Origin of the sequence: Pyxidicoccus trucidator (genome assembly GCF_010894435.1) — a bacterium.
GTDB classification, from domain to species: Bacteria; Myxococcota; Myxococcia; order Myxococcales; family Myxococcaceae; genus Myxococcus; species Myxococcus trucidator.
Genome location: NZ_JAAIXZ010000010.1, coordinates 379,272 through 405,450, shown reverse-complemented (window position 1 = coordinate 405,450; position 26,179 = coordinate 379,272). Strand labels below are relative to the sequence as shown.

At 70.2% G+C, this 26,179-nt stretch carries 24 protein-coding genes and 1 pseudogene; 13 read left to right on the top strand and 12 right to left on the bottom strand.

Translation table 11 applies throughout. The features are described 5' to 3' along the window. Positions 1 to 420: 420 nt before the first annotated feature. Positions 421 to 1,257 carry a glycoside hydrolase domain-containing protein gene (locus G4D85_RS49710; RefSeq protein WP_240359527.1) on the top strand — a complete coding sequence of 279 codons (837 nt, stop codon included), beginning with the start codon at positions 421 to 423 and terminating at the stop codon, positions 1,255 to 1,257. 981 nt (positions 1,258 to 2,238) lie between these two features. On the opposite strand, the gene G4D85_RS27870 is transcribed toward G4D85_RS49710, so the two are convergent. Together G4D85_RS27870 and G4D85_RS27865 are read right to left on the bottom strand one after the other, a co-directional pair. After that, positions 2,239 to 2,595 carry an outer membrane protein assembly factor BamE gene (locus G4D85_RS27870; protein ID WP_164017042.1) on the bottom strand — a complete coding sequence of 119 codons (357 nt, stop codon included), beginning with the start codon at positions 2,593 to 2,595 and terminating at the stop codon, positions 2,239 to 2,241. A gap of 30 nt (positions 2,596 to 2,625) precedes the next feature. Further along, positions 2,626 to 3,519 carry a DUF6973 domain-containing protein gene (locus G4D85_RS27865; RefSeq protein WP_164017041.1) on the bottom strand — a complete coding sequence of 298 codons (894 nt, stop codon included), beginning with the start codon at positions 3,517 to 3,519 and terminating at the stop codon, positions 2,626 to 2,628. 98 nt (positions 3,520 to 3,617) lie between these two features. Here G4D85_RS27865 and G4D85_RS27860 point away from each other — a divergent pair, with 98 nt between their 5' ends. Then, a complete protein-coding gene (locus G4D85_RS27860; RefSeq protein ID WP_164017040.1) occupies positions 3,618 to 4,706 on the top strand; it encodes a hypothetical protein in 1,089 nt (362 codons plus the stop codon). An 18-nt stretch (positions 4,707 to 4,724) separates the two neighbouring features. Here G4D85_RS27860 and folD read toward each other — a convergent pair whose 3' ends face one another. Next, positions 4,725 to 5,573 (bottom strand): bifunctional methylenetetrahydrofolate dehydrogenase/methenyltetrahydrofolate cyclohydrolase FolD, encoded by an 849-nt coding sequence (gene folD / locus G4D85_RS27855; protein WP_164017039.1) that lies wholly within the window; start codon positions 5,571 to 5,573, stop codon positions 4,725 to 4,727. A gap of 55 nt (positions 5,574 to 5,628) precedes the next feature. On the opposite strand from folD, the gene G4D85_RS27850 reads away from it, so the two are divergent. Genes G4D85_RS27850 through G4D85_RS27835 form a run of 4 tightly spaced genes read left to right on the top strand, consistent with a single transcriptional unit; the run spans position 5,629 to position 9,401 of the window. Beyond that, the gene (locus G4D85_RS27850) at positions 5,629 to 6,474 is read left to right on the top strand and encodes a TerB family tellurite resistance protein (RefSeq protein WP_164017038.1); all 846 of its coding nucleotides are present in this window, start codon (positions 5,629 to 5,631) and stop codon (positions 6,472 to 6,474) included. A gap of 47 nt (positions 6,475 to 6,521) precedes the next feature. Beyond that, entirely contained in the window at positions 6,522 to 7,247 is a 726-nt protein-coding gene (locus G4D85_RS27845; RefSeq protein ID WP_164017037.1) for a Smr/MutS family protein, read from the top strand. A 37-nt stretch (positions 7,248 to 7,284) separates the two neighbouring features. Continuing rightward, positions 7,285 to 8,280 carry an amidohydrolase family protein gene (locus G4D85_RS27840; protein ID WP_164017036.1) on the top strand — a complete coding sequence of 332 codons (996 nt, stop codon included), beginning with the start codon at positions 7,285 to 7,287 and terminating at the stop codon, positions 8,278 to 8,280. 14 nt (positions 8,281 to 8,294) lie between these two features. Then, on the top strand, positions 8,295 to 9,401 hold the full coding sequence (locus G4D85_RS27835) for a quinone-dependent dihydroorotate dehydrogenase (RefSeq protein ID WP_164017035.1): 1,107 nt from the start codon (positions 8,295 to 8,297) through the stop codon (positions 9,399 to 9,401). Positions 9,402 to 9,518: 117 nt separating this feature from the next. Here the strand turns inward: G4D85_RS27835 and G4D85_RS49700 are convergent, their stop codons facing one another. The 7 genes and pseudogenes from G4D85_RS49700 to G4D85_RS50830 all read right to left on the bottom strand — a co-directional run. After that, positions 9,519 to 10,208 carry a DUF4097 family beta strand repeat-containing protein gene (locus G4D85_RS49700; protein ID WP_240359526.1) on the bottom strand — a complete coding sequence of 230 codons (690 nt, stop codon included), beginning with the start codon at positions 10,206 to 10,208 and terminating at the stop codon, positions 9,519 to 9,521. Between the two features lie 105 nt (positions 10,209 to 10,313). Beyond that, a complete protein-coding gene (gene exoK / locus G4D85_RS27825; RefSeq protein WP_164017034.1) occupies positions 10,314 to 11,468 on the bottom strand; it encodes a spore coat polysaccharide biosynthesis glycosyltransferase ExoK in 1,155 nt (384 codons plus the stop codon). Continuing rightward, positions 11,458 to 12,744: a spore coat polysaccharide polymerase ExoJ gene (exoJ, locus tag G4D85_RS27820; protein WP_164017033.1), complete on the bottom strand. Its 1,287-nt coding sequence runs from the start codon at positions 12,742 to 12,744 to the stop codon at positions 11,458 to 11,460. The genes exoK and exoJ overlap by 11 nt, the downstream gene beginning before the upstream one ends. A gap of 176 nt (positions 12,745 to 12,920) precedes the next feature. Continuing rightward, a complete protein-coding gene (locus tag G4D85_RS27815; protein ID WP_205525738.1) occupies positions 12,921 to 14,600 on the bottom strand; it encodes a DUF6178 family protein in 1,680 nt (559 codons plus the stop codon). Positions 14,601 to 14,667: 67 nt separating this feature from the next. Continuing rightward, positions 14,668 to 16,608: an NHL repeat-containing protein gene (locus tag G4D85_RS27810; protein WP_164017031.1), complete on the bottom strand. Its 1,941-nt coding sequence runs from the start codon at positions 16,606 to 16,608 to the stop codon at positions 14,668 to 14,670. An 83-nt stretch (positions 16,609 to 16,691) separates the two neighbouring features. Further along, a complete protein-coding gene (gene yihA, locus G4D85_RS27805) occupies positions 16,692 to 17,312 on the bottom strand; it encodes a ribosome biogenesis GTP-binding protein YihA/YsxC (protein ID WP_164017030.1) in 621 nt (206 codons plus the stop codon). Positions 17,313 to 17,628: 316 nt separating this feature from the next. Further along, positions 17,629 to 17,703: pseudogene (locus tag G4D85_RS50830) on the bottom strand (hypothetical protein); the annotation flags it as partial. Positions 17,704 to 17,959: 256 nt separating this feature from the next. Here G4D85_RS50830 and G4D85_RS27795 point away from each other — a divergent pair. The 7 genes from G4D85_RS27795 (at position 17,960) to G4D85_RS27765 (ending at position 23,398) form a co-directional block, all read left to right on the top strand. Next, complete coding sequence (locus G4D85_RS27795) at positions 17,960 to 18,427, top strand: hypothetical protein (protein ID WP_164017029.1); 468 nt, start codon at positions 17,960 to 17,962, stop codon at positions 18,425 to 18,427. A gap of 10 nt (positions 18,428 to 18,437) precedes the next feature. Further along, positions 18,438 to 19,034 carry a dephospho-CoA kinase gene (gene coaE, locus G4D85_RS27790; RefSeq protein WP_164017028.1) on the top strand — a complete coding sequence of 199 codons (597 nt, stop codon included), beginning with the start codon at positions 18,438 to 18,440 and terminating at the stop codon, positions 19,032 to 19,034. Between the two features lie 23 nt (positions 19,035 to 19,057). Continuing rightward, positions 19,058 to 20,227 (top strand): SDR family oxidoreductase, encoded by a 1,170-nt coding sequence (locus G4D85_RS27785; RefSeq protein WP_205525736.1) that lies wholly within the window; start codon positions 19,058 to 19,060, stop codon positions 20,225 to 20,227. A gap of 2 nt (positions 20,228 to 20,229) precedes the next feature. After that, entirely contained in the window at positions 20,230 to 21,165 is a 936-nt protein-coding gene (locus G4D85_RS27780; RefSeq protein WP_164017026.1) for a hypothetical protein, read from the top strand. 27 nt (positions 21,166 to 21,192) lie between these two features. Continuing rightward, positions 21,193 to 21,588 (top strand): MaoC family dehydratase, encoded by a 396-nt coding sequence (locus G4D85_RS27775; RefSeq protein ID WP_164017025.1) that lies wholly within the window; start codon positions 21,193 to 21,195, stop codon positions 21,586 to 21,588. A gap of 4 nt (positions 21,589 to 21,592) precedes the next feature. Continuing rightward, the gene (locus tag G4D85_RS27770; RefSeq protein WP_164017024.1) at positions 21,593 to 22,072 is read left to right on the top strand and encodes an FAS1-like dehydratase domain-containing protein; all 480 of its coding nucleotides are present in this window, start codon (positions 21,593 to 21,595) and stop codon (positions 22,070 to 22,072) included. Between the two features lie 126 nt (positions 22,073 to 22,198). Then, positions 22,199 to 23,398, top strand: a complete 1,200-nt coding sequence (locus G4D85_RS27765; RefSeq protein ID WP_164017023.1) for a hypothetical protein — start codon at positions 22,199 to 22,201, stop codon at positions 23,396 to 23,398. Between the two features lie 60 nt (positions 23,399 to 23,458). Here the strand turns inward: G4D85_RS27765 and G4D85_RS27760 are convergent, their stop codons facing one another. Together G4D85_RS27760 and dnaK are read right to left on the bottom strand one after the other, a co-directional pair. Beyond that, complete coding sequence (locus G4D85_RS27760; RefSeq protein ID WP_164017022.1) at positions 23,459 to 24,337, bottom strand: tetratricopeptide repeat protein; 879 nt, start codon at positions 24,335 to 24,337, stop codon at positions 23,459 to 23,461. Further along, complete coding sequence (dnaK, locus tag G4D85_RS27755) at positions 24,338 to 26,179, bottom strand: molecular chaperone DnaK (RefSeq protein ID WP_164017021.1); 1,842 nt, start codon at positions 26,177 to 26,179, stop codon at positions 24,338 to 24,340.

Below are 26,179 nucleotides of genomic sequence, written 5' to 3'. Positions count from 1 at the left end.
TTGGCCGCCCTGGGCCAAGGCTCCCTCAGGCGGGCACAAGCGGAAGGAACGCTCATTCCGGCCGTCGGCCGCTCGGGGTCGGGCTACCCACCTGCGGGCGGAAGCGGAAGGAACGCTCATTCCGGCCGTCGACCGCCCCGGGAGTGCAGGGGCATGTGAGCTGTAGAGCAACTTCCCGCATCGGCAGGCAGGGCTCCGCAGGCCGATGCGCGAGCTGCGAAGTCACTTTCCGCGCCTTGAATGAGTCGAGCCGGGCCACCTGACCAGCCCACCGGCCCCGCCCCCATGCACTGAGGTCGACGGACCGCCGCAGCGTGCGTCTTCGTGTCTACAGCGAGGTGCCTCTGCCCTGGAGGACAGGTGGGACCGGGGACGACTTGCCCCCATCGTCTCCGTGCCACCTCTGGATGGGAGCAGGGCTTGAGAACGCGGTGGCGGTCACTGCCGGAAGCGCTGGCGCTGGGTGTGGCGCTGGTGGGCCTGTCCGTGCTCGCCAGCCCCCAGGTGTATGGCGAGAGCCTCATGGTGAAGGTGCGCCCGGACACGCCACCGCGCGCCGCCGCTCCCGTGGAGCTGCTCGGCGCGCGCAACGAGGCCCTCGGCTTCCAGGTGGTGGTGCATGGCGGGGACAGCGGCGCGACAGGAGTGACGGCCCGGCTGGATGCGCTGGAAGGTCCCGCTCGCATCGGAAGCAGCCACCTCACCCTGTACCGGCAGGACTTCCTGGTAGTCACCCACCCATCGGGCGGCCCCGGTGGACCGGGCCCGTGGCCGGATGCACTCACCCCCGCCGTGGACGAAGTCGCCGGTGAGCCACGCAACGCCTTTCCCTTCGACGTGCCCTCGAACGAGGCCCGGGCGCTCTGGGTGGACGTGCTCATTCCAGAGGACGCTCCCGCTGGCAGATATCAGGGCGTGGTGGACCTTCGCGCCGGTGGAGGCTTCACCGCCTCCGTCCCCGTGACACTCACCGTCGTCGACGTCACCCTACCGAGTACACCCTCCTATCCCACGTCGTTCGGCCTGGAGGCGGACCGCGTCTGCGAGGCACACACCGGGCGCGCGGATTGCGGAAGCGACAGCGCGCGCGCGTGGAGCTGCTCGACCGGTACGCCCGGCTGGCGCTCGACCACCGCTTCACGATCTCCAACATCTTCGCCCTCCAGCCGGACGCGACCGGGTGGGAGCGCTTCGACGCGGCGTATGCGCCGCTGCTGGATGGCACCGCCCCCACCCGGCTGCGCGGGGCGAGGATGACGAGCGCCCGGTACATGGGCCCGCTGGAAGAACCCGCGCTCGCGGCGTTCGTGGAGCACTTCTCGGCGCGCGGCTGGCTCGCGCGCGCGTACGACTACACCGGCGACGAGCCACCCCAGTTCACGACGTTCGACGAGCTGCGCGCCCGCGCGGGCATGCTCGAGCGCTCCGCTCCCAGCCTCATCCGCATGGTGACCACCTCCCTGCCCATGGCACGGGACAATGGGTTGGACGGGCTGATTGGCCGCATGTCGGTCATCGTCCAGCTCATGCCCCCGCTGGAAGCGACCGACGCGGGCCCGAGCCGAGCCGACTACGACGCCTTCCTCGCGCGGCCCGGCACGTCGCTGTGGATGTATCAGAGTTGCACCAGCCACGGCTGCGCGGGCTTGCCGACCGGCAGGCAGCACTGGCCCTCGTACATGGTGGACCACCCGGCCAACCTCAACCGCGCCATGGCCTGGACGGTGTTCCTCCTGGGCGCCGCGGGCGAGACCTACTACGAAACCGCGGCCCGGCTTCCCTCCGCCTGGACGGATCAGCACTTCTACGGCGGCAATGGCGACGGGACGCTCTTCTACCCCGGCTCGCCCGGAAGGATTGGCGGGCAGACCGAGGTGCCGCTCCCCAGCCTCCGGCTCAAGCTGCTGCGGGCAGGAGTGCAGGACTACGAGTGGCTGATGCTCGTCTCACAGCGCGGAGACCCCGCCTTCGCCGAACAGGTCGCCCGCGAGCTCATCCCCTGGCCGGACCTGGTGCCCGTCGACCCGGCGGCTTTCGAGCGCGCACGGGCCCAGCTCATCGAGCGGGCGCTGGCGCTCGCGCCCATGCACCCAGGGCCGAAGGGCGCCCGTCCGGGCCCTGGAGACACGGCGAGCGGGTGCGGCTGTGGCGGCGAGCCGTCGGGCGCACTGGTGGCACTGGGAATGGTGGGGCTCGTCTGGACGCTGAGGCCCTGGCGTTGGCGCCGAAGGAAGCGCCTCAGCTCCGGGTGACGCGGAACCGCATCACCTTGCCCTGACCGTCGTAGTCGATGACCAGGTACTCGTAGGAGACGCCGACGGGCGACATCCCCAGCTCGTACACCTCGCTGGTGCCCCGTCGCTGGTCCGGCTCGCCGAGCAGCTTCTGCACGTCCTCTCGGGTCATCCCCTCGCGCAGATGCTTCTTCTTCAGCTCGACCACCATCCCGACGCGTGGATTCTTGTCCGCGCCGGTTCCCCGCTGCGCCTTCCACAGCTCCGAGTCAAACGCTCCCGCCTGCGACGTGGACACCAGGTAGACCCCTAACCCTGCGAGTAGAAACAGCGCGACGCCAATCCACAGCCAGCGTCGCATGTTCCTCATCCTACGGGAGTCTGTCACCAATCAGTACTGGTCGGGGCTCGCGTTTCCGTCAGGCCGCGGCTGGCCGCCCTGGCCCGGGACGTTGTCCGTCAGGCCGTGCTGCCAGAGCGGAACCCGGTCGCTCCACTGCAGCTCGCCGCGCTGGTCGAGCACCACCGTCCGGCCATCCGTCACGGCCTGCTGCACCAGCGTGGCCAGCTCCTCGGGGGAGGCGTTGGGGTTCGCGATGGCAATCTGCCGGCCGACCTCGTTGTTGTAGAGGTCCATCGCCTCGCGGTCCGCCGGGTTGCCCGGCAGGCCCTCGTGCGCGGTGGCGAACTGCTGCGTCCACTCGGCGCCGAACTCGCGCGTCATCAGGGCATTCCAGTAGGCGTGACGGAAGGCGTCACGGTGGCCGTCCTGGCCCTTCCACTCGCCCACCCGGTCCTCCGGCACATGGCCCGGAGCGTTGCTCGGGGGCGGATAGAGCCGCGTGGACGTCTCGAGGGCCTGGTCCTTGATGTTGTTGAACGTGTTGAGGCCCACCAGCCCGCGCGACGCCGAGAGCCCGTCCAGCATCTTCGCCTCGGTGGCGGTGATGTCGTACTCGGGGGTGAAGGGAATGGGGATGAAGCCGCCGGCCTTCGGGCTCCACTCCACGACCTGGTCGTCCTCGACCTGGTAGTCGCGCTGAATCTGCCCGAGGTCCGGACGCGTCGCGGCGGCAGGCCCACCGAGCTGCCGCGCGGTGGCGGCGCCCTGCGCGGACTCGGCCTCGAAGGAGCTCGTGCCATCCCACCCTGGAACGCGGGTCTGCTGGGGCTCCGGCGTGGAGACACTGGCGGGCTGGGTCGTCGCGCGCGTCTGCTCGGCTCCACCCACTCCGAGGCGCTTCGCGATGCCGCCAATCAGGTCACGGCCAATGGACAAGGACACGGAGGCTCCCCCTGGAGTAATGACTTTTCCAATTATCGTGGGGAGTGGGTACTAGTTGCGGCAGGCGTGGATGTAGGAACCTGGACCTGGACGTGGTCATGCCCAAGCACCCCACCCTGCTCGAAATCGAGACGGCCCTCCGGACCCCGTACCACGAGCGGTCGACGAGCGTCCTCGACGCCCTCAAGGCGCTCCCGGACGACGTGGACCCCGCGCTGGCGGCGAAGGCCGCGGTGAGCCTCATCGGCGACAGCGACCACCCCAGCTACCACCCCACCTGGTTGTTCGCGCGCACGTGCCGGCGGCTCCCGGTGCCCGTCATCCATGCCGTCCTGGACCTGATGGAGGCCGACCACACGCCCCATGCCTTCTTCCTCCGAGAGTTCGTCCGGAGAGACCTGGGCGCGGACGCGCTCGCCGCCGAGTGGGACGCGGCGATGCAGACGCTGCTGGACCTGCAGACGACCTACGCCTGGGGCTCGAAGCAGAAGCGGGCGAAGTTCCAGGCGCTGGCGGCCCAGCCGCGCGTCCTCCAGGCGCTCCAGACCGCCGCCGTGGCGAGCGAGAAGGTGTCGCTGGACCTGCTCGCCGTGCTGGCCGCGGACGCCTCGGAGGCCTCGCTCGACGCGCTCATCCCCCATGTCGAGCGGGCCGTGAGCCAGCAGGACTGGGAGCTGGACCGGCTCCAGCTCCTGCGCACGCACGCGCGCTCCACTCCGGTGATGGAGGACCTGTTCTCGCGCATGCAGGCGCTGATTACCGCCCGGCAGGCCCGCTCACCCGCGCTCGACCTCGCGCGGGAGCTGGGCTTTGGCGAGCCCGGAGCCTTCTGGTTCCAGGTCCACATCTCCTCGCCCGCGTTCAACGGCTTCCCGGCCTATCGGCACCAGGTGCACCTCTCCGTCGACAGCCGCTCGGCGAACTGGTTCTCCGTCTCCGTGTCCGAGTCCAATCCCGCGGACCTGCTGCGCTCCAAGGACACGTCCTTCGACAGCGACGAGGTGCATCGCGACGAGCTCGGGCTGGGGCCGTGCGAGCCCGCCGGGTTTCCGTCCTGGCTCGCTGCCGTGGCCGAGCGGCGCCACACCCGGTGGAACTTCGACCAGATGAGCCTGGGCACGAGCCTGCGCGGGAAGAAGCGCGCGCAGCTGGAGCGCTGGCTGCGCGGCCAGGCCCCTGGCACCTAGGTGTAGGGCCCGTGGGCGTCACTTCCCGCCGCGCGCCGCCGCCTCCAGCGTGTTGCGGATGAGCATGGCAATCGTCATCGGCCCCACGCCGCCCGGCACGGGGGTGATGTACGAGGCGCGCTCGGAGGCCTTGGCGAACTCCACGTCGCCCACCAGTTTGCCGTCCGCGTTGCGGTTCATGCCCACGTCGATGACGACCGCGCCGGGCTTGATCCACTCGCCCTTCACCAGCTCCGCCACGCCCACCGCCACCACGACGATGTCCGCGTCTTCCACCTCACGGCGCACGTCGCTCTTGCTGTGGGCGATGGTGACGGTGGCGTTCTTCTGGAGCAGCATCAGCGCCATCGGCTTGCCCACGATGTTGCTGCGGCCCACCACCACCGCTCGCTTGCCGGCTGGGTTGCAGCCAATCTCCTCCAGCAGCCGCATGATGCCGTAGGGCGTGCACGCCCGCGTCGCCGGCCGCCCGAGCAGCAGGTTGCCCGCGTTCATCGGGTGGAAGCCGTCCGCGTCCTTCTCCGGCTTCACCGCGGAGATGATGACGTCCGCATCGATGTGCTTCGGCAGCGGCAGCTGCACCAGGATGCCGTGCACCGCCGGGTCCTCGTTGAGCTTGTGGACCAGCGCGAGCAGCTCGTCCTGGGTGATGCGCTCATCCGGGTGGTGCTCCCAGGAGTTGAAGCCCACCTCCTCGGCGGCCTTCTTCTTCCCGGTGACGTAGACCTTGGACGCGGGGTCCTCCCCCACGCGCACCACGGCGAGCCCGGGGACGATGCCGCGCTCGGCCTTGAGCCGCTCGACCTCCGCCTTCACCTCCGCCCGCACCCGCGCCGCCACTGCCTTGCCATCAATCAAGTGGGCCATAACGCGGCGCACTCTATGCGAAGCTCCCCGCTGGAAAGGGAGCGAAACCTCGGTCATGGGCGCGGGAAAAGTCCTGGGGGCGATTGTCGGGCTGGTGGTGGGGCTGCTCATCGGACACCCGCTCGCCATCATCCTCCTCGCCGCCGCCGGGGGCTTCGTAGGCCACCGCTTCGACGAGCAGCACGCCGTGTTCACCAACACCCCGGACGTGCTCTCCGACTTCACCCCGCCCGTCCCCCGGGACTGGGAGGAGGACCGGCCCGACGTGGCGGGCCGGAACACCCACCGCCCCCCGACAAGGCCCCAGGAAGACGAACCCGACGACGCGCTCACCCGGGACCTCTGCGCCCTCTTCATCGAGGTGGCCCACGCCGACGGCGACGTCCGCCGCGAGGAGGTGCGCGAGGTGCGCCGCTACTTCGAGACCGTGCTCGGCTATGGGCCCGAGTCCCTCCAGCTCGTCCGGGGACACCTGAAGACCTTCCTCGCCCGCCCGCCCGACCTGGAGGCCGCCGCGAGGGCCTGTGGCGAGCAGATGCCCTCGGCCGAGCGCCGTCGGCTGCTCGACACCCTCTTCGAGCTGGCGCTGGTGGACGGCGCCCTCCAGCGCTCCGAGCGGGAGGCCCTCCGCCGCGCGGCCCGGGGCCTGGGGGTCTCCGAGGAGGACGAGCTGGAAGTCGCCGCCCACTACCTGGGCGAGGGCGACGAGCACTATGCCGTGCTCGGCCTCACCCCGGACGCCACGGATGCCGAGGTGAAGCGGGCCTTCCGTCAGCTCGCCGCCGAGCACCATCCCGACAAGGCCGCCCACGCCGGAAGACAGGCCGCCGAGCAGGCCACCCGCCGCTTCCAGGAAGTCCGCGACGCGTACGAAGAGATTCGGCGCCTGCGCGGACTGTAGGGACGGGTTAAACCCAGGTATCGCCCACGACGAGGACGCACCCCGCCATGAGCCAGCAGCGCAAGGGCCCCCCGAAGAAGAAGGAAGAGGCGTTCCACAACAACCCCTTCAAGTCGGCCATCAAGTCGCTGAAGGACCAGGAGAAGAAGGAGGCCCAGGAGAAGGCCGCCGCCGAGGCCGAGGCCGCGAAGCGCAGCAAGGCCCCGCCGCCCCCACCGAAGGCGAAGAAGGCCCCCAAGGTGAGCGAGGCCGACGAGGCCGCCCTCTTCTACTCCGCCATGGACGGCGTGCAGCAGATGACCCACCGCGGCGAGGCCCCCGTGCCCAACCCGCGCCTGCCGGAAATCATCGACGACAACGCCGAGGCGCTCGCCCAGCTCTCCGAGCTCGTCGCAGGCCCCGGCGACTTCGACGTCTCCGACACGGAGGAATACATCGAGGGCGCGGGACCGGGCATCGACCGGAACCTGCTGCGCTCGCTGCGCCGGGGCGACTTCTCCGTCCAGGGCCGCCTGGACCTGCACGGCATGTCGCAGGCCGAGGCCCGGGAGGCCGTGGAACGTTTCCTGACGGACAGCCGCCGCGCCAACAGGCGGTGCGTCCTCATCGTCCATGGACGTGGGTTGAACTCAAAGGACCAGATTCCCGTGCTCAAGGCAGGCCTCAAGACGTGGCTGTCCTCGAAGCGCATCGGCAACCTGGTGCTGGCGTTCGCTACCGCACGTCCGCAAGACGGAGGTGCCGGCGCGGTGTACGTCCTGCTCCGGCGGTAACCTTTACGCGCGCCCGGCACTGTGCATACATGCCGCCATGGCACGCGAACTCATTGACCTGCACATCCATGTGGGCGGCGCCGTGGCGCCCCACATCCTCTGGTCCATCGCCCATCAGCAGGGCTTCAAGCTCCCCGTCAAAAACTACTTCGACTTCGTGGAGCTCATCACCTCCCGGCCCGGCAAGGTCGGGAGCCTCGACGACTACCTGAAGATCCTCCACACCTGGACGGAGAAGATTCAGTCCTCGCCCAGCGCCATCGAGCGCTCCGTCTACGAGGTCATCGGCAAGGAGTACCGCGGCAGCCGCGTGACGCAGATGGAGCTGCGCTTCAACCCGATGAAGCGCAACCTGAACTCCGAGCTGGACCTGGACCACATCATCCACGCCGCGTTGCGCGGCATGGACCGGGCGGTGCTGGAGTACGGCGTGAAGATGGGGCTCATCTTCTGCCTCGCCCGCGAGTTCGACCACAAGCTCAACAGCATCATCGTGGACAAGGCCATCAAGTACCGCTCGCGCGGCGTGTACGGCATCGACCTGGCCGGCACCGAGACGAACGCCATGGAGCTGAAGGCCGAGCGCGTGGCCGAGTACGAGGACCTCTTCGCGCGCGCCCGCCGCGCCGGGCTCAAGTGCACCGTGCACACCGGCGAGACGAAGGGCACCGGCGCCGAGGGCGTCATGTCCGTGGTGGAGAAGCTCAAGCCGCACCGCATCGGCCACGGCATCCGCGCCGCCTACGACGAGCCCGCCATGAAGGTGCTCCGGGAGAACGACATCGTCCTGGAGCTGTGCCCCACCTCCAACCTCCACACCAAGGCGGTGGAGGGCGTCGAGGAGCTGCGCCACATCATCCGCACCTTCTGGGACCGCAAGGTGAAGTTCACCATCAACACCGACGGCCCCTACCTGCTCGAGACGGACATGCGCCGGGAAATCGAAATCATCGAGCAGAACGGCATCCTCACGCCGGAGCAGGTGGACCAGACGCTCGCCTGGGCCCGGCAGTCCTCGTTCATCCCCGCCTAGGCCCCGGCGCGCACATGTACGGACTCACCCGCTCGCTCCTCTTCCAGCTCTCCGCGGAGCGCGCGCACCGGCTCGGCATGGCCGGGCTGCACCAGCTGGGGCGCTCGCGCGGCCTGTGTGAAGCCCTGCGCGAGCGCGCCCTGCGCGGCACTCCGCCGGGCCTGGCCGTGGAGCTGGCCGGGCTGCGCTTCGCCCACCCGGTGGCCCTGGCCGCCGGCCTGGACAAGGACGCCGAGGCCGTGGACGGCCTCTTCGCCTGCGGCTTCTCCGCGGTGGAGATTGGCACCCTCACGCCCCGGCCCCAGCCCGGCAACCCGACGCCGCGCCTGTTCCGCCTGCCGGAGCACCGCGCCATCATCAACCGCATGGGCTTCAACAACCACGGCGCCACGGACGCCGCCACGCGCCTGCGCGCGCGCACGTGGCGCCCCGGCCCGCTGGGCGTCAACCTCGGCAAGAACAAGGACACGCCGCTGGAGAAGGCGGTGGACGACTACGTGGCCTGCGTGGACGCGCTCGCGCCGCTGGGCGACTACGTGGTGGTCAACGCCTCGTCCCCCAACACCCCCGGCCTGCGCAAGCTGCAGGAGCCGGAGCAGCTCGGCCAGTTGCTGCGCGCCGTGCAGGAGCGGCTGGCCTCGGTGGCCCCCGGCAAGCCGCTGTTCCTGAAGATTGCCCCGGACCTCACCCCCGAGGCCGTGGACGAGGTGGTGGACGTGGCGCGCGCCTGCGGCCTCGCGGGCCTCATCGCCACCAACACCACCGTGGCCCGGCCCTTCGAGCACCCGCTGGCGAAGGAGGCCGGCGGCCTGTCCGGCGCCCCCGTGCGCGAGCCCGCCAACGCCGTCATCCGCCGCGCGTACCTCCGCGGCGGCGGCGCCCTGCCCATCATCGGCGTGGGCGGCGTCTTCACCGCCGAGGACGTGTACGAGAAGCTGCGCGCCGGAGCGACAGTGGTGCAGGTCTACACGGGCTTCATCTACGAGGGGCCCGGCATGGTGGGCCGCCTCCTCCCCCGGCTGGCCGCCCTGCTCGCCCGGGACGGCTTCAGCCAGGCCCGCGACGCCATTGGCGCCGAGCACCGGAGCCCCGGGGCGGCCGTCTCCCCGCCCGCCGCATAGACGAAGCCCCGGGCACCCACTCGGGTACCCGGGGCTGTCTGAAAAATGAGTGCTCGCCGGCGCCTTGGAGTTTCACCGGCGAGCACCCCGGGCCCAGTGCTTGACGGGCCTCGAAAGCTATTCCTGGACGGTGAGCGCGCCGCTCACCGTGCTGACTTCCACTTCCTGGGAGCCGGCGCCGTAGCTCTTCTGCTTCGAGCCGAGCGCGACGGAACTCCCGTTGAAACTTCCTCCGACGGAGCTGAATTCCACCTTCGCATCCGCCTTGGCCGGCAGCTTCAGCCGGACATCCCCTGAAACCGTGCTCACAGAAGTAGGCATGACCTTTCGGGGTGCCAAGGCCACTTCTCCATCAACGGAGCTCACGGACAACCGTCGCTCCGAGCCATTCACTTCCACACGGCCGTTGACCGTGGAGATTTCCTGCTCCCCCGTCACGCCCGTCACCGTCACCGCCGAGTTCACCGCGGCGACGTGAAGCTCCGTCCCCCGGGGCACCTTCACCGCGAACCGCACCGACCCCATTTCACCCCGGCACGAGTGCCGCTCTGCCTCGCACGGCCCGCAGCACACCTGCGCCCTCACCACGTCGCCCTGTTGGACGACTTCGACCTCGACTTTGTTCCGCGCGCTCTCCGGGGCTTCCCTAACCACCTCGAATATCACGCTATTCCCGTCTACCGCATCCACGCGGACCGCGCCATCTACATTGGCGATGTGGACCTGTGGAGTGCCATCCGTTTCAAACTTCCACGTCTGGGGTGTCGCCGGGGAGGCAGCGAGGACGACCAACAGGGCGAGGTACATGGGGACGGCTCCGCTGTAGGGGTAACGCTTCCCCCCTCCCTACGTCGGGCCCGCCCCACCATTGCGGCGACGGACGTGGAGTATCCACGTCGGTCTGACATGCCCTCAGGTGCCGGTGCCCCGGGCCACCCGCTGGTAGAGGGCGTCGTGCAGCCGGACCAGTTTCTCCAGCGACAACTCCCTCGCCACGAAGTCCCGCGCGGCCCGCCCCATCTCTCTCGACTTCTCAGTATTCGAGAGAATCTGCCCGAAGGCCTGGGCCAGCTGGGCGGGCTGCTCGGGTGACACGACGAGGCCGCGCTCGCCGTCGCGGACGAGGTCGGTGTTGCCGCCCACTCGCGTCACCACCATGGGCAGCCCGGAGGCCATGCCCTCCATGACGGCGTTGGACATGCCCTCGGCGGTGGAGCACAGCACGCCGAAGGTGGCGCGCGCGCAGATGGCCGGCACGTCGGTGCGGTGCCGGAGGAAGTGCACGGTGTCGGCCACGCCCAGCTCCGCGGCCAGCTTCTCCAGCTCCGGCCGGCGCGGGCCGTCCCCCACGAGGTACGCGTGCAGCCGCGTGCCGCCGTGGCGGAGCATGGCCAGCGCGAGCAGCAAATCCTCCTGCCGCTTCACCGGGTGGTTCATGTTGGCCACGTGCACCACCACCGGCGCGCCGCCCGTGTCCGGCAGGGGGTCCTTGAGGCCCTCGCGCACGCGGGCGTCGAAGCGGTTGAGGTCCAGGCCGTTGTGGATGACGGAGACGCGCGAGGCGGGCAGGCCCTCCTCGCGCACCAGCATGCCGCGAATGGCCTCCGCGTTGGCGATGACGTGGTCCGCCATCCCCGTCAGCCGCGCGTGCACCGCGCGCCGCGCCCGGCCCTGCCAGTGGGACAAGTCCAACCGGCCGACGATGACCTTCGCCCCCGCCAGCTTCGCGGCCGGCACGGCGATGAGGGTGGAGTAGAAGTCATGCACGTGCACCAGCTCCACGCGGTGCGCCTTCAGCCAGCGCGCCATGCGGTACACTTGGTACAGCGTGTTGGGCTGCGCCACCGAGCCCTTGAGGGGGAAGGCCTCCGGCGCGTGGCCGAGCTTCCAGAGCGAGCCCATCAACGGCCCGGCGTCCTCCAGCACGGAGACCTGGAGCCGGTAGCTGGGGGGCAGCCCCCGCAGCAACTCCAGCACCTGCACCTCCGTGCCACCAATGTGGAACGACCGGGTGAACTGCACCAGGCGGAGGGGCTCCCGCCCCATCCGCACCTCCTCACGCCGCATGTCCGGACCCCTCCCACGTCGCCACCACCGGCCCCCTGGGGGCCGGGACCTTTTGCAACCCCACCGAAGACGCCTCCGCCGCGCGGGCCACCCGCTGCGCCGCCGCCGCCAGTCCGAAGAGCACGTAGCAGTGCGCGGACAGGATGTAGCCGGAGAACAAGTCACAGACGAGGTAGCCCACCATGGACGCCGACAGCGCCCGCGCCAGCCACCCCATCTCCGCGCTGCGCGACGCCGCGAAGGCGCCTCCCGCGGCCCCGCCCGCGAACACCAGGAAGAGGCCCAGGCCCACCCAGCCCAGCTCGCCCAGCACGTCGAGGAAGATGTTGTGCGCCACGTACGCGCGGCGCGCTTCCGGCGGCGCGTACAGCGGCCACGCGTAGCGGAAGCTGCCCGCGCCCACGCCCAGCAGCGGCTTGTCCAGGTTGATGCGGCTGGCCACCTGCCACGCGTAGACGCGGCCCATGGCGGACGCGTCCTCCTGGAACGTCGCCACCGTCTCGTTGCGCTGCCAGAAGCTCCTGGGCGCGAACACCAGCAGGCCCAGCACGAAGACGGAGCCCACCACAATCGCCTGGATGCGACGCTTCTCGCGCACCGCCCACAGCCCCATGGCCAGCGACAGGCCGATGAAGCCACCGCGCGAGTGCGAGAGGACGATGGCCGTCACCGCCAGCCCCGCCGCCGCCAGGCACGCCAGCCGCCACAGCCACGGGCTGCCCTTGCGGGCCACGAAGGCCACCGCCAGCGGCACCACCAGCCCCAGGTTCATGGCCATGTGGTTCGGGTCCGCGTACACGCCCACCCACCGCGCGCGGAAGCCCTCCACCAGATTCTCGCCCACCATGTACCAGTTGATGACGCCGATGGACGTCACCACCGACGCCAGCACCATGGCGCCGCACATCACCACCAGCCGTCGCCCCGTGGTGATGACGTTGACGATGGTGAGGTAGATGGCCGTCAGCTTCAGCAGCTCGACGCCCGTCGCCTGCGTCACCTCCGGATTCAGCGACCAGGCGAGGGACGCCACCGCCAGCGTCGAGAAGCCGATCAGCGCCAGGCCCCGCGAGCCGTCCACGTACAGCGGCTCCGCCCGGCCCAGCCGACGCATCACCATCAATCCCGCCGCCACCACCGAGGTCACCAGTGCCAGCCGCAGCTGCGCCAGCGCGGGGATCCACTCACCCGGCACCGCGTACATCACCGCCGCGAACGCGGTCAGCGCATAGAAAGCCCACAAGTCACGGCGCTGCCCCTGCTCGACCGGCACCATTCCCTCCACCTCCCAGCAGTTGCCTCGCGCACAATCACGCGTGCCCGGCCTGAAGCAGAGGACATGCCAAGCCACCCGAAAGGGCAAAGGCCTGAGATCTCCCAGGCTTGGCCCCCCTCCCCCTCCCCCTCCCCCCTCCCTCCCTCCCCCCTCCCCCCCCTGGTGGGCTGAAAAAGCTACGGGACGGGGTTGCTCTCCATCGGTAAAACCGCGGAGGCCACGGGGTCCAGCCGGCCTTCCTGGAGCCAGGGCGCGCCGAGCTCGTCCAGCAGGCGGTTCAGCGTCAGCCCCACCAGGCGCCGCAGCTCGTCACGGGCCTCGGGGGGCACGGCCCCCTCCAGCCCGGCCAGGGCGCGCTCGGCGGCGGAGGCCCGCAGGCGCGGCGCGTCCGGAGTGCCCTCGAACAGGCGCTGGCCCAGCTCCACCGTGCGGCCCAGGGGCACCGGCCTCGCGTCCGCCCGGCCCTCCAGCACCGCCATGGCGACGACGGCGGCGAAGAGGCGCTCCACGCCCAGCGTCTCCAGGGGCACGCCGAAGCGGGCCACGGCGGTGCGCGCCGCCTCGGCCGAGCCGCCCAGCACTCCGCGCAGCAGGGCCACCTGGGCCTCGGCACGGGCCAGCAGCGCCTCGCTGGAGGCCACCTCGCGCAGGGAGCGGAAGGGCACCGGCTCCGCGCCTTCCACCCGCAGCGCGCGGCGCGGCCGCTTGCGGCGGAGCGCGTCGATGGCGGCGGCCTCCTCCGGCAACACCATCAGCACGCCCTCGAGCATCGCCCCCGGCAGCTTCACCAGCCGGTCCGCGCGGAACTTGAGCTGGAGTGTCAGCGAGAAGCCCACCTGGAAGACGCGGCGCAGCGGCGTGTCGCGCAGCGCGTCCGTGGCCCGGCCCGGGTCCGAGCCCGTCAGGTGCTCCAGCCCGAGCGACAGGTAGTCGCGCACCATCTCCCCCGTGCGCCGCGTGGCGTCCAGGTCTCCGGGGTCGGCGAGGTCCGCCACCAGCGCGGCGTTGGCCACGTCCCGCAGCTCGTCCTCCGCGTTCTCCCGCTCCAGCATCGTCAGCCCGCGGAAGGCGGCCTCCAGGTAGTCCACGTGCCCGCCGGTGGCCGTCAGGGCGACGCCCGGCGGCGTCACGCCCTTCGCCGTGGGCGAGGGCGGCAGGTCCACGCGGCTGAAGAGCGCCACCGCGTCCTCCAGCGTGGGGAAGCCCAGGTCCAGCAGGCGCCCGCGGCGGAACTGGTAGGCCGTCTCCTCCATCTCCGAGGGAATCTCCCAGCGCACGGCCTCGAACAGCCGCACCGCCTCGAAGGGGTTCTCCGCGATGAGGTCCGTGAGGAGCGAGCGCATGGCGGACATCTCCACGCCGTCCACCTTGATTTCGATGAGGTAGCGCCCCTCGGGCGTCTCCATCGTCACGCCCGCCGGGTTGACGTCCGGGTTCTCCTCCAAATCGTGAACCTCGGAGAACTCACGCAGGAGCAGCTCCAGCACCTCCAGGTCCACCGCGTGCAGCTTGCGGAGGAACTCCTCGGTGTCGTCAAACCCGCCGCGCGCGGCGCGCAGCCAGATGAGCACCGCGTGCGGGTCCACCTTGTCGCGCTGCCAGCCGCCCAGGTCCACGAAGGCGCGGAACTGGCCGGGCGACGCGAGCTGTACGAGCTCCGTCGCATCCGCCAGCCCCACTTCCTGGATGGTGACGTAGAGGTCCTCCGGAGGCAGCGAGCGAACCACCGCCCGCGCATCCGGAGCCTCCAGGAGGGCGTCCACCCGCTGCTTCGGGGACAGCCGCATCAACCGCTGGCGCAGCTCACGTGAAGCGAGCTGCGCATCCCTGCCATTTCCCTTGCCGTTCTCGGACACGGCGGCGTGCCTAGCACACCCCCTCCCGCGCCGGGAGGGGAACGCCACCGTGAACGAGGACTACCGACTACCGGATGATGACCTCGCACTCGAAGCCGACGTCGAAGGACTTCAGCTTGGGCGTGGCGTTGAGGATGCGGTCCGTGGAGCGCAGCTCGAACTCGATGCGCAGGTAGTTCCCCTTGGGGAAGCCCTGCGCCGTCAGGTCCACCGGCGGGGCGATGAAGGGGCCCTTGCGGTTGGCGGGGTTGTCCAGCCCGTCACGGCGGTTGGACACGGTGACGTAGACGTTCATGTCCGTGCCCGCCGGCTTCTCCACGTCCCAGGTGGCCGTGCGCCACACGGTGTTGGAGCCGCAGCCGGTGAAGACCTGCCGGTACCACCCGGACGGCGCGGTGAAGTTGCGCAGCTGGTAGCCCGTGAAGTCCGAGTACGTGTACAGGCCGGAGCTCTGCCGCTGCGTGCGCAGCACCGCGCCCGACGCCCGGTCCACCCGGATGACGTTGCCGGAGTTGTTGTTCACCCACGCGTTGTTGTCCGCGTCCAGGCCCACGCCGATGGCCGTGTGCGAGTTGCTGTCCGTGGCGTCGATGAAGTCCACCAGCTGCGAGTCCGTCCACTGGAGCCGCTTGATTTCCCCCGTGTCACCGTTGAAGCCGATGAGCTGCGAGGCGTTCCGGGTGGCGCTCTCGTTGCCGGGCTGGCTGCCCTGGTCGGAGCTCATCCAGATGAAGCCCTGGTCGTCCGCGGCGATGCCGCGCGCGCGCCGCATCCTCGTGTTGATCTGACTGATGGCGCTGGCGAAGTCGAACATCCTCCACTCCCCCAGGGTGGTGGACAGGCCGTTGTGGGTGTAGCGCCACGCCTTCGCGCCCGACGTCCACCCGGCGACCCACACCCGGTCCTTGCCATCCACCGCGATGCCGTACGCACCGGAGGTGCCCAGCGCGGAGGGCGGGGAGATGAAGGCCCTGCCGTCGATGTTCACCACCTCGCCGGTGCCCGTGTCCACGAGCGCCAGCCGCAGGGGGTTCAGGTTGGCGGACACCATCCACAGGCGCTGCTGCCGGTCGATGGCCGCGCCGTACGGCCCCGTGCCCGAGGGGAACAGGGGGATGTCCATGGCGCCCGAGCCGTTGACCTGCACCTGCTCGCCCGTCTCCGGGTCCAGCTTGATGAGGCGCGAGTTGGCCCAGATGCCCACCCAGATGTCGCCGGCGCTGTTCTCGATGCCCTGGGAGATGGCGATGGCGCGCGCCTTGACGGCGCCCGTGCCGGACGGGCCCACCGGCGTGCTGAACAGGAGGCACTCGTCATACTGCGCCGGGTTCGCCCAGTCCGAGGGGATGATCATCTCCGTCGCCGGGTCGATCCTCCCGTCGTCGTTCAGGTCCTCGCTGGTCTGGATGCCGGGGGTGCCGTTGCGCTCCTTGCAGTAGGCCTTGCTGTTGCCAATCTTCGTCACCGAGCCCTGGACGTCCTGCGCGCGGTTGGCCACCCACACGTCGCCGTAGAGGTCCACCGCGGTGCGGCTGGGCATGTTCTGCTCGTTGCCGCGCAGGCCGTTGGGCTGCCCCTTGCCGTCGATGGGGATGACGGCGTGGTAGCGGCCCACCTCCTTGCCCGTGCGCGTGTCGTACTTGGACACCGTGCCGACGCTGTTGTTGGCAATCCACGCGAAGGCCAGCGCCGTGCTGCCGCCACCCAGGATGATGTTGCCCTCGGGGTCCAGCTGCACGCCGTCCACCTGGACGGCGCCGGTGGCCACGCCACCGTCGAGGTCGAAGCCGCCCGGGGGGATGCCCACCGACGTGCCGCCACCGTCCGTCCCACCCGACCCGCCATCGTCGTTACCACCGCCGCCGCCGTCGGCGCCGCCGTCGTCCGTGTTCTGGGGGTTGCCGGAGCTACCACCGTCCGGCTTGGTTGCCCCACCACCGGAGTTGCAGGTGCAGGCCGTCAGCGTCACCGCGGCGAGCACGGCGGCCACTAGGAACTTCTGGCGCATGTAGAATCTCCTGCGCCGGCAATGGCGCGAACTGCCCCCCTCAGAGGGGATCAGGAAACCGTGGATGACCGAGCCCGGTCAACTCAGAGCCGGGTGGACTTCCCGAATGTATCGAGGAGGGCCCCCCAGACTTCATCCACGCCCAGCTTTTCCGTGGCGGAGAATGGGAGGATGACCTCCAGGGGCAGGTCCATGGCCTTCGAGAGGGCCAGCATGCGGGGCTTGCGCTGGGCCTTGGTGAGGCGGTCCATCTTGGTGGCCACGACGAGGATGCGGCGATTGTGCGCCTGGAGGTAGTCCAGCGTGGACAGGTCGTCCGGGGTAGGACCCACCTCGGCGTCGATGATGCTGATCACCGCCTCCAGCCGGTGCCGCTTCTCCAGGTAGGTGGTGATCATCTCCTCCCACTGGGCCTTGTCCCGCTTGCTGGCCTTGGCGAAGCCGTAGCCGGGCAGGTCGCACAGGCGCACCGCATGGCGCACACCGTTGCGCTCCAGGTCCACGTCGAAGAAGTTGAGCGTCCGGGTGCGACCGGGGGTGTTGGACACGCGCACCAGCTTCTTGCGGTTGGTGAGCGCGTTGATCATGGAGGACTTGCCCACGTTGGAGCGGCCGACGAAGGCCACCTCCGCGGTATGGCCCGGCGGGTAGCCCTTGGGCTCCACGGCGGTGACGACGAAGCGGGCGTCGAGGACCTTGAGCACGAAGCTATTTCTTGGCGCTGGTGGGTGCAGGCGCCGTGTGAGGGGTGGAGGCGTCGGCGCGGCCGGAGCGGCGGGCGCGCTCGGCGGACCAGTGGTCGATGGCCTTGAGCGACTCCTTGAAGTCGAACGGCCGGAGGGAGGGCGAGGAGGCGTCGTGGCAGGAGCGGCACTGCTTCTCCGACGGATCCACCAGACCCACCAGGCGGGACAGCTCCGAGTCCTTCATCACGTACTCGGGCGAGTAGTACTGGCCGCCGCCGTGGCACGTCTCGCAGGTGACGCTGGCCGTGGTCTGGGAGACCTGCTCCGGCGAGTGGCACGACAGGCAGCGCCCATCCTTGCGCTGCTGGTCGGAGAGCGAGTTCTCGGCGCGGGCATGCTTGGACTGCATCCACGCCTCATAGGCCTCGGGGTGGCAGCCCTTGCAGCTGTCCGGCCCGACGAAGTCGGCGGCGCCAGCCGCGCCACCGAGGGCGAGCACGAGGAGGGGCAGGATCCTGGAGCCAGGAGCACGCATGGGGAGTCCGACTAGCAGACCCCCCCGGACGGGGCAAGGCGTCTCGTGATTGAATGCCTGCCAGCATCATCCGTTGAAACAACGTGGAATTCTTGAGCCCTGCCTGCCCGATCCGTTAGGAGGAATCGTGATGCGGACCCTGACCCTCCTCGCCGTGCTCGCCTTCGCCGTCCCCGCCGCAGCCAAGCCGTGGCAGGGCATCGAGCCCGGCGTTTCCAAGCGAGAGGAAATCGTCAAGAAGTTCGGCGAGCCCTCGCGCACCGTCACCCAGGACGGCAAGGAGATCATCGCCTACCTGGGGAAGGAAGCCATCAAGGGCACCACCCAGGCCCAGTTCAAGGTGGACCCCGGCTCGCAGCTCGTCGAGCGCATCGACGTGTTCCCCGGGCCGGTCATCGACAAGGAGACCATCGAAAACAGCTACGGCCCGGGCTGCCCCTCCGGCCCGGTGCCCGCCAGCCCGTGCTACCTGCGCAAGCTGACGGACGACTTCCGCACCTACTTCCTCTACCCCAAGCTGGGGCTGGCCATCTTCTTCAACGAGGACGGCAAGACGGTGCAGTCGTTCACCTTCACCACGCAGAAGGCCGCGAAGTAGGCCCCGCCCCGTGCACGTCTTCGGGCTGACGGGCGGCATCGCCTCCGGCAAGAGCACCGTGACGCGGATGCTCCGCGAGCTGGGCGCCGAGGTGCTGGACGCGGACGTGCTGGCGCGCGAGGTGGTGGAGCCGGGCACGCCCGGCCTGGCCGAGGTGGCCGAGCGCTTCCCCGGCGTGGTGGGCCCCGACGGCCGGATGGACAGGGTGAAGCTGGGGGCGCGCGTCTTCGGTGACGCCGCCGAGCGGGCCGCCCTCAACGCCATCATCCACCCCCGGGTGCGCGAGGCCTTCCTGGAGAAGGTCCAGGCGCTGGACGCGCGGGGCGTGGGGCGCGTCATCTACGACGTGCCCCTGCTCATCGAGAGCGGCATGCACGCCTGGATGGAGGGGGTGGCGGTGGTGTGGGTGCCCCGGGACTTGCAGAAGGCCCGGCTGATGTCGCGGGACGGGCTGGACGCGGAGGCCGCGGAGGCCCGGCTGGCCGCCCAGCTCCCCCTGGACGAGAAGCGGGCCCACGCCACCTGGCTCATCGACAACAGCGGTGACGTGGCCGCCACCCGGGCCCGGGTGGAAGAGGTGTGGCGGGCCATGCTCGCGCGGGGCTGACGGACGGGTATGCTGCGCGCCGCATGAGCGAGACGCGCAAAAAGGGTGGCGGCGCCGGGACGTACTTCATCACCGGCTACCCCGGGTTCATCGGCAAGCGGCTGGTGGAGCACATCGCGCGGGAGGACCCGAAGGGGCACATCTACGCGCTGGTGCAGCCCAAGCACCTCAAGGACGCGCAGAAGCACGCGGCGAAGGTGAAGGGCGCGCCAGTGGAGCTGCTCACCGGCGACGTGGTGGACATGCACCTGGGCCTGTCCGGCGAGGAGTACCAGCGCCTGTGCGAGCGGGTGACGGACATCTTCCACCTCGCCGCCGTGGCCCAGCTGGGCCTGCCCAAGGACACGGCGTGGCGGGTGAACGTGGACGGCACCCGCAACATGCTGGAGCTGGCGCGCGACTGCGCGCACCTGGCGCGCTTCAACCACTTCTCCACCTGCTACGTGTCCGGCGACCGGCTGGGCGTCATCGCCGAGGACGAGCTGGACCGGGGCCAGGCCTTCCGCAACCCCTACGAGGAGACGAAGTTCCAGGCGGAGCGGCTGGTGCAGCGCGCCGGGGCCACCCTGCCCGTCACCGTGTTCCGTCCCGCCAGCGTGGTGGGGGACTCGCGCACGGGGGAAATCGACAAGTTCGAGGGGCCCTACTACCTGGGCATCCTGCTCGTCACGTCGCCGCTGGTGGTGCCGCTGCCGCTGCCGGGCAACGGCGTGGCGCCGCTCAACGTGGTGCCGGTGGACTACGTGGTGGAGGCGGTGTTCCGGCTGTCGAAGGATGCGCGCGCCGCGGGGCGCACCTTCCACCTGGTGGACCCCAACCCCATGAGCGCACGCCGCGTGTACGAGCTCATCGCGGAGAAGGCCAACAAGAAGCTGCCGCGCTTCAACCTCTCCGCCCGCGCGGCGGACGTCATGCTGCGGCTGCCGGTGCTGGAGAAGCTGGCCCGGCCCCAGCGCGCGGCCATCAGCTACGTGAATCACCTGGCCATCTACAACTGCCACAACACGCTGGAGCTGCTGGACGGCACGGGCGTGCGCTGCCCTCCCCTCTCCTCGTACCTGGACCAGCTGGTGACCTACGTGCGCGAGCAGTACCGCAAGCGCCGCGAGGACACCCAGGTGGACGACCCGCTGGACCACGGGCCTGCTCCCGAGCGTGAAGATTCCGACGCCCCGCCCCGTCAGGGACGCTGACCATGCGCGCACACACCTTCCTCCTCGCCCTCGCGGCGGCCCTCGTCACCCCCGGCTGTGTCGTCAACGGGGGCGATGACGGGGCCGTCTGTACCGTCTCCACCTGCCGCGAGCCGAACCGCACCCAGTGCGTGGTGGAGGGCGGCGAGACGCGGTGCCTGTGCGACGTGGGCTACGTGTCCCGCCCCAGCGGCGTGTGCGAGCCGGTGAGCGCCGCCAACTGCGCGGTGCACGCCGGGGACTCGGCGGAGCCGGACGACTGCCAGGCGCGGGCGTGGGCGCTGGTGGCGGACGGGCGGCCCAACACCCGGAGCATCGACCCCATCGGCGACCTGGACTTCTTCCGCTTCGAGGCGCGGGCGGGCCGCATCTACTCGGTGACGGTGGTGCCCGAGGGCGGCAGCCTGCTGCCCCGCGTGGACGCGTTCGACCAGGGCGGCGTGTGGCTGGACGCGGTGGATGGCCGTCCGCGCGCGGAGCTGACGTTCAAGACGCCCACCAGCGCGCCCTACTTCCTGCGCGTCAGCCACTCGCCGGTGGACGTCTCCGCGGCCACCGGGCCGTACGTCGTCACCTTCACCGAGGTGGGCGACGACGACCATGGCGACGTCCCCGAGTTCGCCACGGAAATCATCCCGGACCTCGCCAGCGACCCGTCGCCCGGAAGCGTCTTCGGGCGCTTCAACTTCCGGCGTGACGAGGACTGGTTCGAGTTCTCCGCGACGGCCGGGCGCCCCTACCGCCTCGTCTTCGACGGGCCGTCGGGCCGCGTGCTGCCGGTGGTGGAGGTGTACCTCGGCAGCGACTTGCAGCGACCGCTGCTCACCCGGCAGAACCCCACGGTGGACTTCACCGTGCCGTCGAGCGGCCCCGTGTTCCTGGTGATGTATCTGCCGGACGGAAGCCAGGGCAGCTACGCGTTCAACTTCCTGGAGTAGGACGCGGGCGTGGTAGACAGGTCGGTGATGCCACGCACCTTCCAGCCAGGCGACACCTTCACGCACGTCCGCGAGTGCGACCGGTACCGGCCGATCTACTACGCGGGTGCTTCCGGGGACTTCAACCCCATCCACATCGACCCCGAGGCGGGCAAGGCCGCGGGGCTCGGCGGCAACATCCTCCAGGGGCTGTGCACGCTGGGCTGGGCCGTGGAGGCCGTCGGCCTCTTCGTGGGAGACCCGGGCCGGGTGCGGCGCGTGCGGGTGCGCTTCTCGAAGCCGGTGCGCCCCGAGGACACCATCACCTTCCAGGGCAAAGTGACGTCCATCCAGGACGGCCGGCTCACGGCGGAAGTCTCCGCCACCAACCAGCGCGGCGAGGACGTCCTGAAGGGCGCCGTCGTCGAAGCCTCCATCGAATAACGCCATGGCCCTCGACAAGCGCTTCATCGGCCGCGAGTACGGCCCCTTCAGCTACACCATTGGCGCGGAGAAGATGCGCGAGTTCACCCTCGCCGTCGGCGGCGCGCAGCCCGGCGCCGGCACCCCGGGCGAGACGCCCGCCCACGTCAGCCCGCTCCTCCACGACGAACAGGCAGCGAAGGCCGGGCCGCATGGCGGACTCATCGCCTTCCCCAGCTTCGCCGTCGTGTTCGCCATCCGCCCCTTCAGCGCCGCCATTGCGGACCCGGAGCTGCAGATCAACTTCCAGATGCTCGTCCACGGCGAGCAGGAATTGGAGTTCCTGGAGGTCATGCGCCCCGGTGACGTGATGACCACCACCGGCCGAATCTCGGACCTGTACGACAAGGCCCGCATGAGCTTCATCGTCGTCACCAGCGAGACGCGCAACCAGCGCGGGGACGTCGTGGTGAAGGGCACCTGGACGGCCATCGTCCGGGGCTGAGCGGCGCACGTCGCGGGCAGGTCAGGACCTACCCAGCGCTCCTGGCCTCTCCGTGACGGTGAGGTTTGCGACAGTCAGAGGCAGCCGGCATTCTCCTTCTGCAACGCCTTTGGGGAGGAGAGGTTCATGTCGAAGAGGTTCACGCTCGTCTCAAGCGCCGTGGCCTGTGCGGTCGCGCTGTTGGTGGCCTGCTCGGGCAAGGATGGGGCGCAGCCGCCAGCGCCCGGCTTCGAGGGGGAGATGCAGGTCTCGGTGCAGGGCCTGTCTGAGCATCAAATCCAGTCCATGGTCATCACGGCGCAGCCGGCCAACATCACCCGGGCGCTGACGTACACGGACGCGGGCACCTTCACCGGAACGCTGGTGCTGCCGGTGGGCACGCAGACGCTGACGGCCAACGGCTATGCGTACGTGGCGCAAGACGGCGGCCCGGTGGACTCGGGAACGCCGGGTGACAGGCCGGACGCGGGCAGCGAGTGGGATGGGGGCTCGGGTGAGCCGCCTCCGCCTCCGCCTCGGGATGCGGGCAGCCCCACGGTCCTGACGCTGGTGGCCAGCGGCACCGCGTCGGTGGACATCGTGGCCAACACGACGTCGGCCGTGTCGATGAACATCTACGACCTGACCCCGCCGCTTCCGCAGCCGGACATCGGCCCGATGATTCGCTCGGCGACGAACTCCAGCACCTCCGTCGGCGTCAACGAGTTCATCACCCTGTCCGTGGATGCGCTGGACCTGAACGGAGACCCGCTGACCTATGACTGGACGAGCGACTGCCCGTCGAGCCGGTTCACGAACCCTTCAAGCGCCTTCACCCAGTGGTACAGCCCCGAGCCGGCGGGCTGCACCCTGCGGGTGACGGTGAGCAGCCGTGGCCTGTCCACGTCGATGGCCTTGAGCGTGGTGGTCTTCGGCAGTGGAACGGACGGCGGCCCGAGCACGGGTGGCGCCCAGGTGACGGGCAACTACATCCCCCGTCCCGAGGTGTACGCCATCAGCGCGTTCAACCTGAACCACCTGCCGTACACGATGGTCAGCCGCTACGACAGCGCCGCGAACCTGCCCCTCCTGCGCTCGGGGACGACGTACCAGCTCGAGGTCTTCGTGGCCTTCGGCACGTCCCGTGGCAACCGCGACCTGAACCTGAGCGCGTCGTGCGGCACCCTGGAGCGCGGCTATGACTCGTGCGCCGAGAGCACCCTGCCGTCCTGCACCGTCCAGTACAACTGGACCACGCCGCCCGCGGGCAACGTGTGCCAGCTGACGGCCAGCGCGCTCAACGAGACGCTCACGGACAGCTTCACCGTCGGCGTGCCGGTCCGGTAGTTCGTTCCCTGAGCGCCGCGTGCCCACCACCGGGCACGCGGCCTCGCCGGAGGGCGCGCCTCAGCTCGCGGCGATGACGCCCTCGTCCAGCAACTGCGCGAGGATGCGCGCGGTATCCAGCCGCGTCATCCCCGACAGGGAGAACAGGTCCTCGTAGCTCACCGCACCATCAATCTGCGCCAGCACGAAGCCGGCGCGGTGGTCCAGGTTGAGCCAGATGATGTCGTCCGGCTGCAGGCGCACCCGGGGCACCCGCCCCAAATCTCCCAGCTTGGACTCCAGCATCGCCATCAGCATCCGCTCGCTGCGCTGGCGCAGCGCCTCCACGCGCGGGTCTCCAGGCGCCAGCTCCTGCGCCTTGAACAGCAGGTCCACGGCGCCGGAGTGGTCATCCAGCTCCAGCAGGTCCTCCGCCCCGCGCAGCAGCAGCTCCAGCTCGCTCTCGCCCGAGGGCACGCCGTACTCCTGCGTGTCGCCCGGGGGGACGCCGTACTCCTGCGTCTCGCTCTCCGGAAGGACGTACACCTGTGGCTCGGAGTCGTCGTCCCGCGACAGCAGGTCCATCGCATCCACCCGGCTGCGGCCCGAGTCCTCCGGGACGAACACCGGCGCGGGCGTCTTCGCGTTGGCGGCATCCGCGGGCCCGCCCTTCCCTTCCGCCCAGGCGCCCCAGTCTCCCTCCAGCACGGGAGACACCGGCGTCAGCCGTCCAATCACCTGCAGGGACGGCGGCGCGATGTCCGGCGGAGGCGGAGAGAAGGGCGTGGCCGTGCCGAGGGACAGCGACGCCGTCGTGGCCTCCAGGTACTCGCGGGCGCGGGCGTTGCCGGGGTCCAGCTCCAGGGCGCGCTCGAACAGGCGCTGCGCGCCCCGGGCATCGCCGCTCAGCCGCAGCCACAGTCCCGCCTCGATGAGCTGGTTCGCGCGCTGGCTGCTCATCTATCGCCCCGTGCCGCTCTGGGCCGGCCCCCGGAGCTGGGTGAGACAGCCCGACAGCAGCTCGCACGCCCGCCCCAGCGCCGCCACGTCCTCTCCGTCGCGCACCCGGCGCGCATGCTCCAGCGCCTGCTCCGCCCGGGGCACCACGTCCGGGCCCAGCCCGCCGCCGCCCGGCAGCAGCCGCGCCCGCGTCAGGGCGTCCACCACGTCGCGCGCCAGTGAGTCCAGCTCCATGCGCTTCGTCTTCAGCTCATCGGAGATGCGCGCGGCCAGGAGGTAGCCGCGCTGCTCGTCCATGATGCGCTTCAGCTCCTCCTCCGTGAGGCCGCTCGACGCGGTGACGGTGATGGACTGGCGCCCCCCCGTGTCCCGGTCCCTCGCGGACACGGAGACGATGCCCTCCGCGTTGATGTCGAACGTCACCTCGATCTCCACCTGACCCTTCAGCGCCTCGCGCAGGCCGGTGAGGACGAACTCGCCCAGCAGCTCGTTCTGGTGCGCCGCCTCGTGCTCTCCCTGGAGCACCATGATCTTCACCGTCCGCTGGAAGTCCTTGGACGTGGCGAACACCTCCGTGGCCGACGTGGGCACGGTGGTGTTCTTGGGGATGATGCGGCGCACGAAGCCGCCGGCAATCGCCACGCCCAGGCTCTGCGGCGTGACGTCCAGCAGGAGCAGCTCGCCCTCCTGCGCCACCAGCGCGTGGGCTTGGATGGCAGCGCCCAGCGCAACCACCTCCTCGGGGTGCACGCCCTTGCAGGGCTCGCGGCGGAAGTAGCCGCGCACGGCCTCGACAATCTTGGGCATGCGCGACATGCCGCCAACGAGGATGACCTCCTTCAGCTCCGAGGGCCGCACGCCCGCCTCGCCCAGCACCTCCGTGGTGATGCCCACCACGCGCTCGGCCAGGTCCGACGTCAGGTCATCCAGCTTGTCGCGGGTGAGCGCGGCCTGCAGGTGCAGCGCGGCCCCGCCGCCCGGCGGCGTGCTGATGAAGGGCAGGTTGAGCTGCGCCTCGCGCACGCTGGACAGCTCCACCTTCGCCTTCTCCGCCGCGTCCTTCAGCCGCTGCAAGGCCATGCGGTCCTTGCGCAGGTCGATGCCGTGCTCCTTGGCGAACCCGAACACCAGCCACTCGATGATGCGGTTGTCCCAGTCCTCGCCGCCCAGGTACGTGTCGCCGCCGGTGCCCACCACGTCGAAGACGCCCTGGTTGATCTCCAGCACGGACACGTCGAAGGTGCCGCCGCCCAGGTCGAGCACGGCCACGCGCCCGTTCACCGTGCGCCCGAAGCCGTAGGCCAGCGCCGCCGCGGTGGGCTCGTTGATGATGCGCAGCACCTCCAGTCCCGCGATGCGGCCCGCGTCCTTGGTGGCCTGGCGCTGGGCGTCGTTGAAGTAGGCCGGCACGGTGATGACCGCCCGGCTGACGGGCCGGCCGAAGTGCGCCTCCGCGTCCGCCTTGAGCTCCTGCAGAATCATCGCGCTGATTTCGGGGACGGACAGGTCCTTGCCGCCCATGCGGATGCGCAGGTCGTCGTGCTGCCCGGCCACCACCTCGTACGGGAGCGAGCGCAGCGCGTCCTGCACCTCGTGCGAGGAGAACTTCCGGCCGATGAGCCGCTTGGCGGAGTACACCGTCTCCTGCGGGTTGGTTATCGCCTGGCGCTTGGCGATGCTCCCCACCAGCCGCTTGCCGTTCTTGGACACCGCGAGCACGGACGGCGTGAGCGCTTGTCCGGTGCGGTTCTTGATGACGATGGGCTGGCCGCCCTGGACGGTGGCGACGATGCTGTTCGTCGTCCCCAGGTCGATGCCTATGAGGGGTTCGGCTTCAGCCAT

What these genes read in the sequence shown, in the direction of transcription:
- G4D85_RS27780 (WP_164017026.1), top strand. Translation starts at nt 20,230, where the DNA reads ATGCGCGCACACACCTTCCTCCTCGCCCTCGCGGCGGCCCTCGTCACC.
- G4D85_RS27835 (WP_164017035.1), top strand. Translation starts at nt 8,295, where the DNA reads ATGTACGGACTCACCCGCTCGCTCCTCTTCCAGCTCTCCGCGGAGCGC.
- G4D85_RS27795 (WP_164017029.1), top strand. Translation starts at nt 17,960, where the DNA reads ATGCGGACCCTGACCCTCCTCGCCGTGCTCGCCTTCGCCGTCCCCGCC.
- G4D85_RS27870 (WP_164017042.1), bottom strand. Translation starts at nt 2,595, where the DNA reads ATGCGACGCTGGCTGTGGATTGGCGTCGCGCTGTTTCTACTCGCAGGG.
- G4D85_RS27845 (WP_164017037.1), top strand. Translation starts at nt 6,522, where the DNA reads ATGAGCCAGCAGCGCAAGGGCCCCCCGAAGAAGAAGGAAGAGGCGTTC.
- G4D85_RS27850 (WP_164017038.1), top strand. Translation starts at nt 5,629, where the DNA reads ATGGGCGCGGGAAAAGTCCTGGGGGCGATTGTCGGGCTGGTGGTGGGG.
- G4D85_RS27770 (WP_164017024.1), top strand. Translation starts at nt 21,593, where the DNA reads ATGGCCCTCGACAAGCGCTTCATCGGCCGCGAGTACGGCCCCTTCAGC.
- G4D85_RS27765 (WP_164017023.1), top strand. Translation starts at nt 22,199, where the DNA reads ATGTCGAAGAGGTTCACGCTCGTCTCAAGCGCCGTGGCCTGTGCGGTC.
- G4D85_RS27775 (WP_164017025.1), top strand. Translation starts at nt 21,193, where the DNA reads ATGCCACGCACCTTCCAGCCAGGCGACACCTTCACGCACGTCCGCGAG.
- G4D85_RS27785 (WP_205525736.1), top strand. Translation starts at nt 19,058, where the DNA reads ATGAGCGAGACGCGCAAAAAGGGTGGCGGCGCCGGGACGTACTTCATC.
- dnaK (WP_164017021.1), bottom strand. Translation starts at nt 26,179, where the DNA reads ATGGCTGAAGCCGAACCCCTCATAGGCATCGACCTGGGGACGACGAAC.
- G4D85_RS27840 (WP_164017036.1), top strand. Translation starts at nt 7,285, where the DNA reads ATGGCACGCGAACTCATTGACCTGCACATCCATGTGGGCGGCGCCGTG.
- exoK (WP_164017034.1), bottom strand. Translation starts at nt 11,468, where the DNA reads ATGCGGCGTGAGGAGGTGCGGATGGGGCGGGAGCCCCTCCGCCTGGTG.
- G4D85_RS27810 (WP_164017031.1), bottom strand. Translation starts at nt 16,608, where the DNA reads ATGCGCCAGAAGTTCCTAGTGGCCGCCGTGCTCGCCGCGGTGACGCTG.
- G4D85_RS27760 (WP_164017022.1), bottom strand. Translation starts at nt 24,337, where the DNA reads ATGAGCAGCCAGCGCGCGAACCAGCTCATCGAGGCGGGACTGTGGCTG.
- G4D85_RS27860 (WP_164017040.1), top strand. Translation starts at nt 3,618, where the DNA reads ATGCCCAAGCACCCCACCCTGCTCGAAATCGAGACGGCCCTCCGGACC.
- folD (WP_164017039.1), bottom strand. Translation starts at nt 5,573, where the DNA reads ATGGCCCACTTGATTGATGGCAAGGCAGTGGCGGCGCGGGTGCGGGCG.
- exoJ (WP_164017033.1), bottom strand. Translation starts at nt 12,744, where the DNA reads ATGGTGCCGGTCGAGCAGGGGCAGCGCCGTGACTTGTGGGCTTTCTAT.
- G4D85_RS49700 (WP_240359526.1), bottom strand. Translation starts at nt 10,208, where the DNA reads ATGTACCTCGCCCTGTTGGTCGTCCTCGCTGCCTCCCCGGCGACACCC.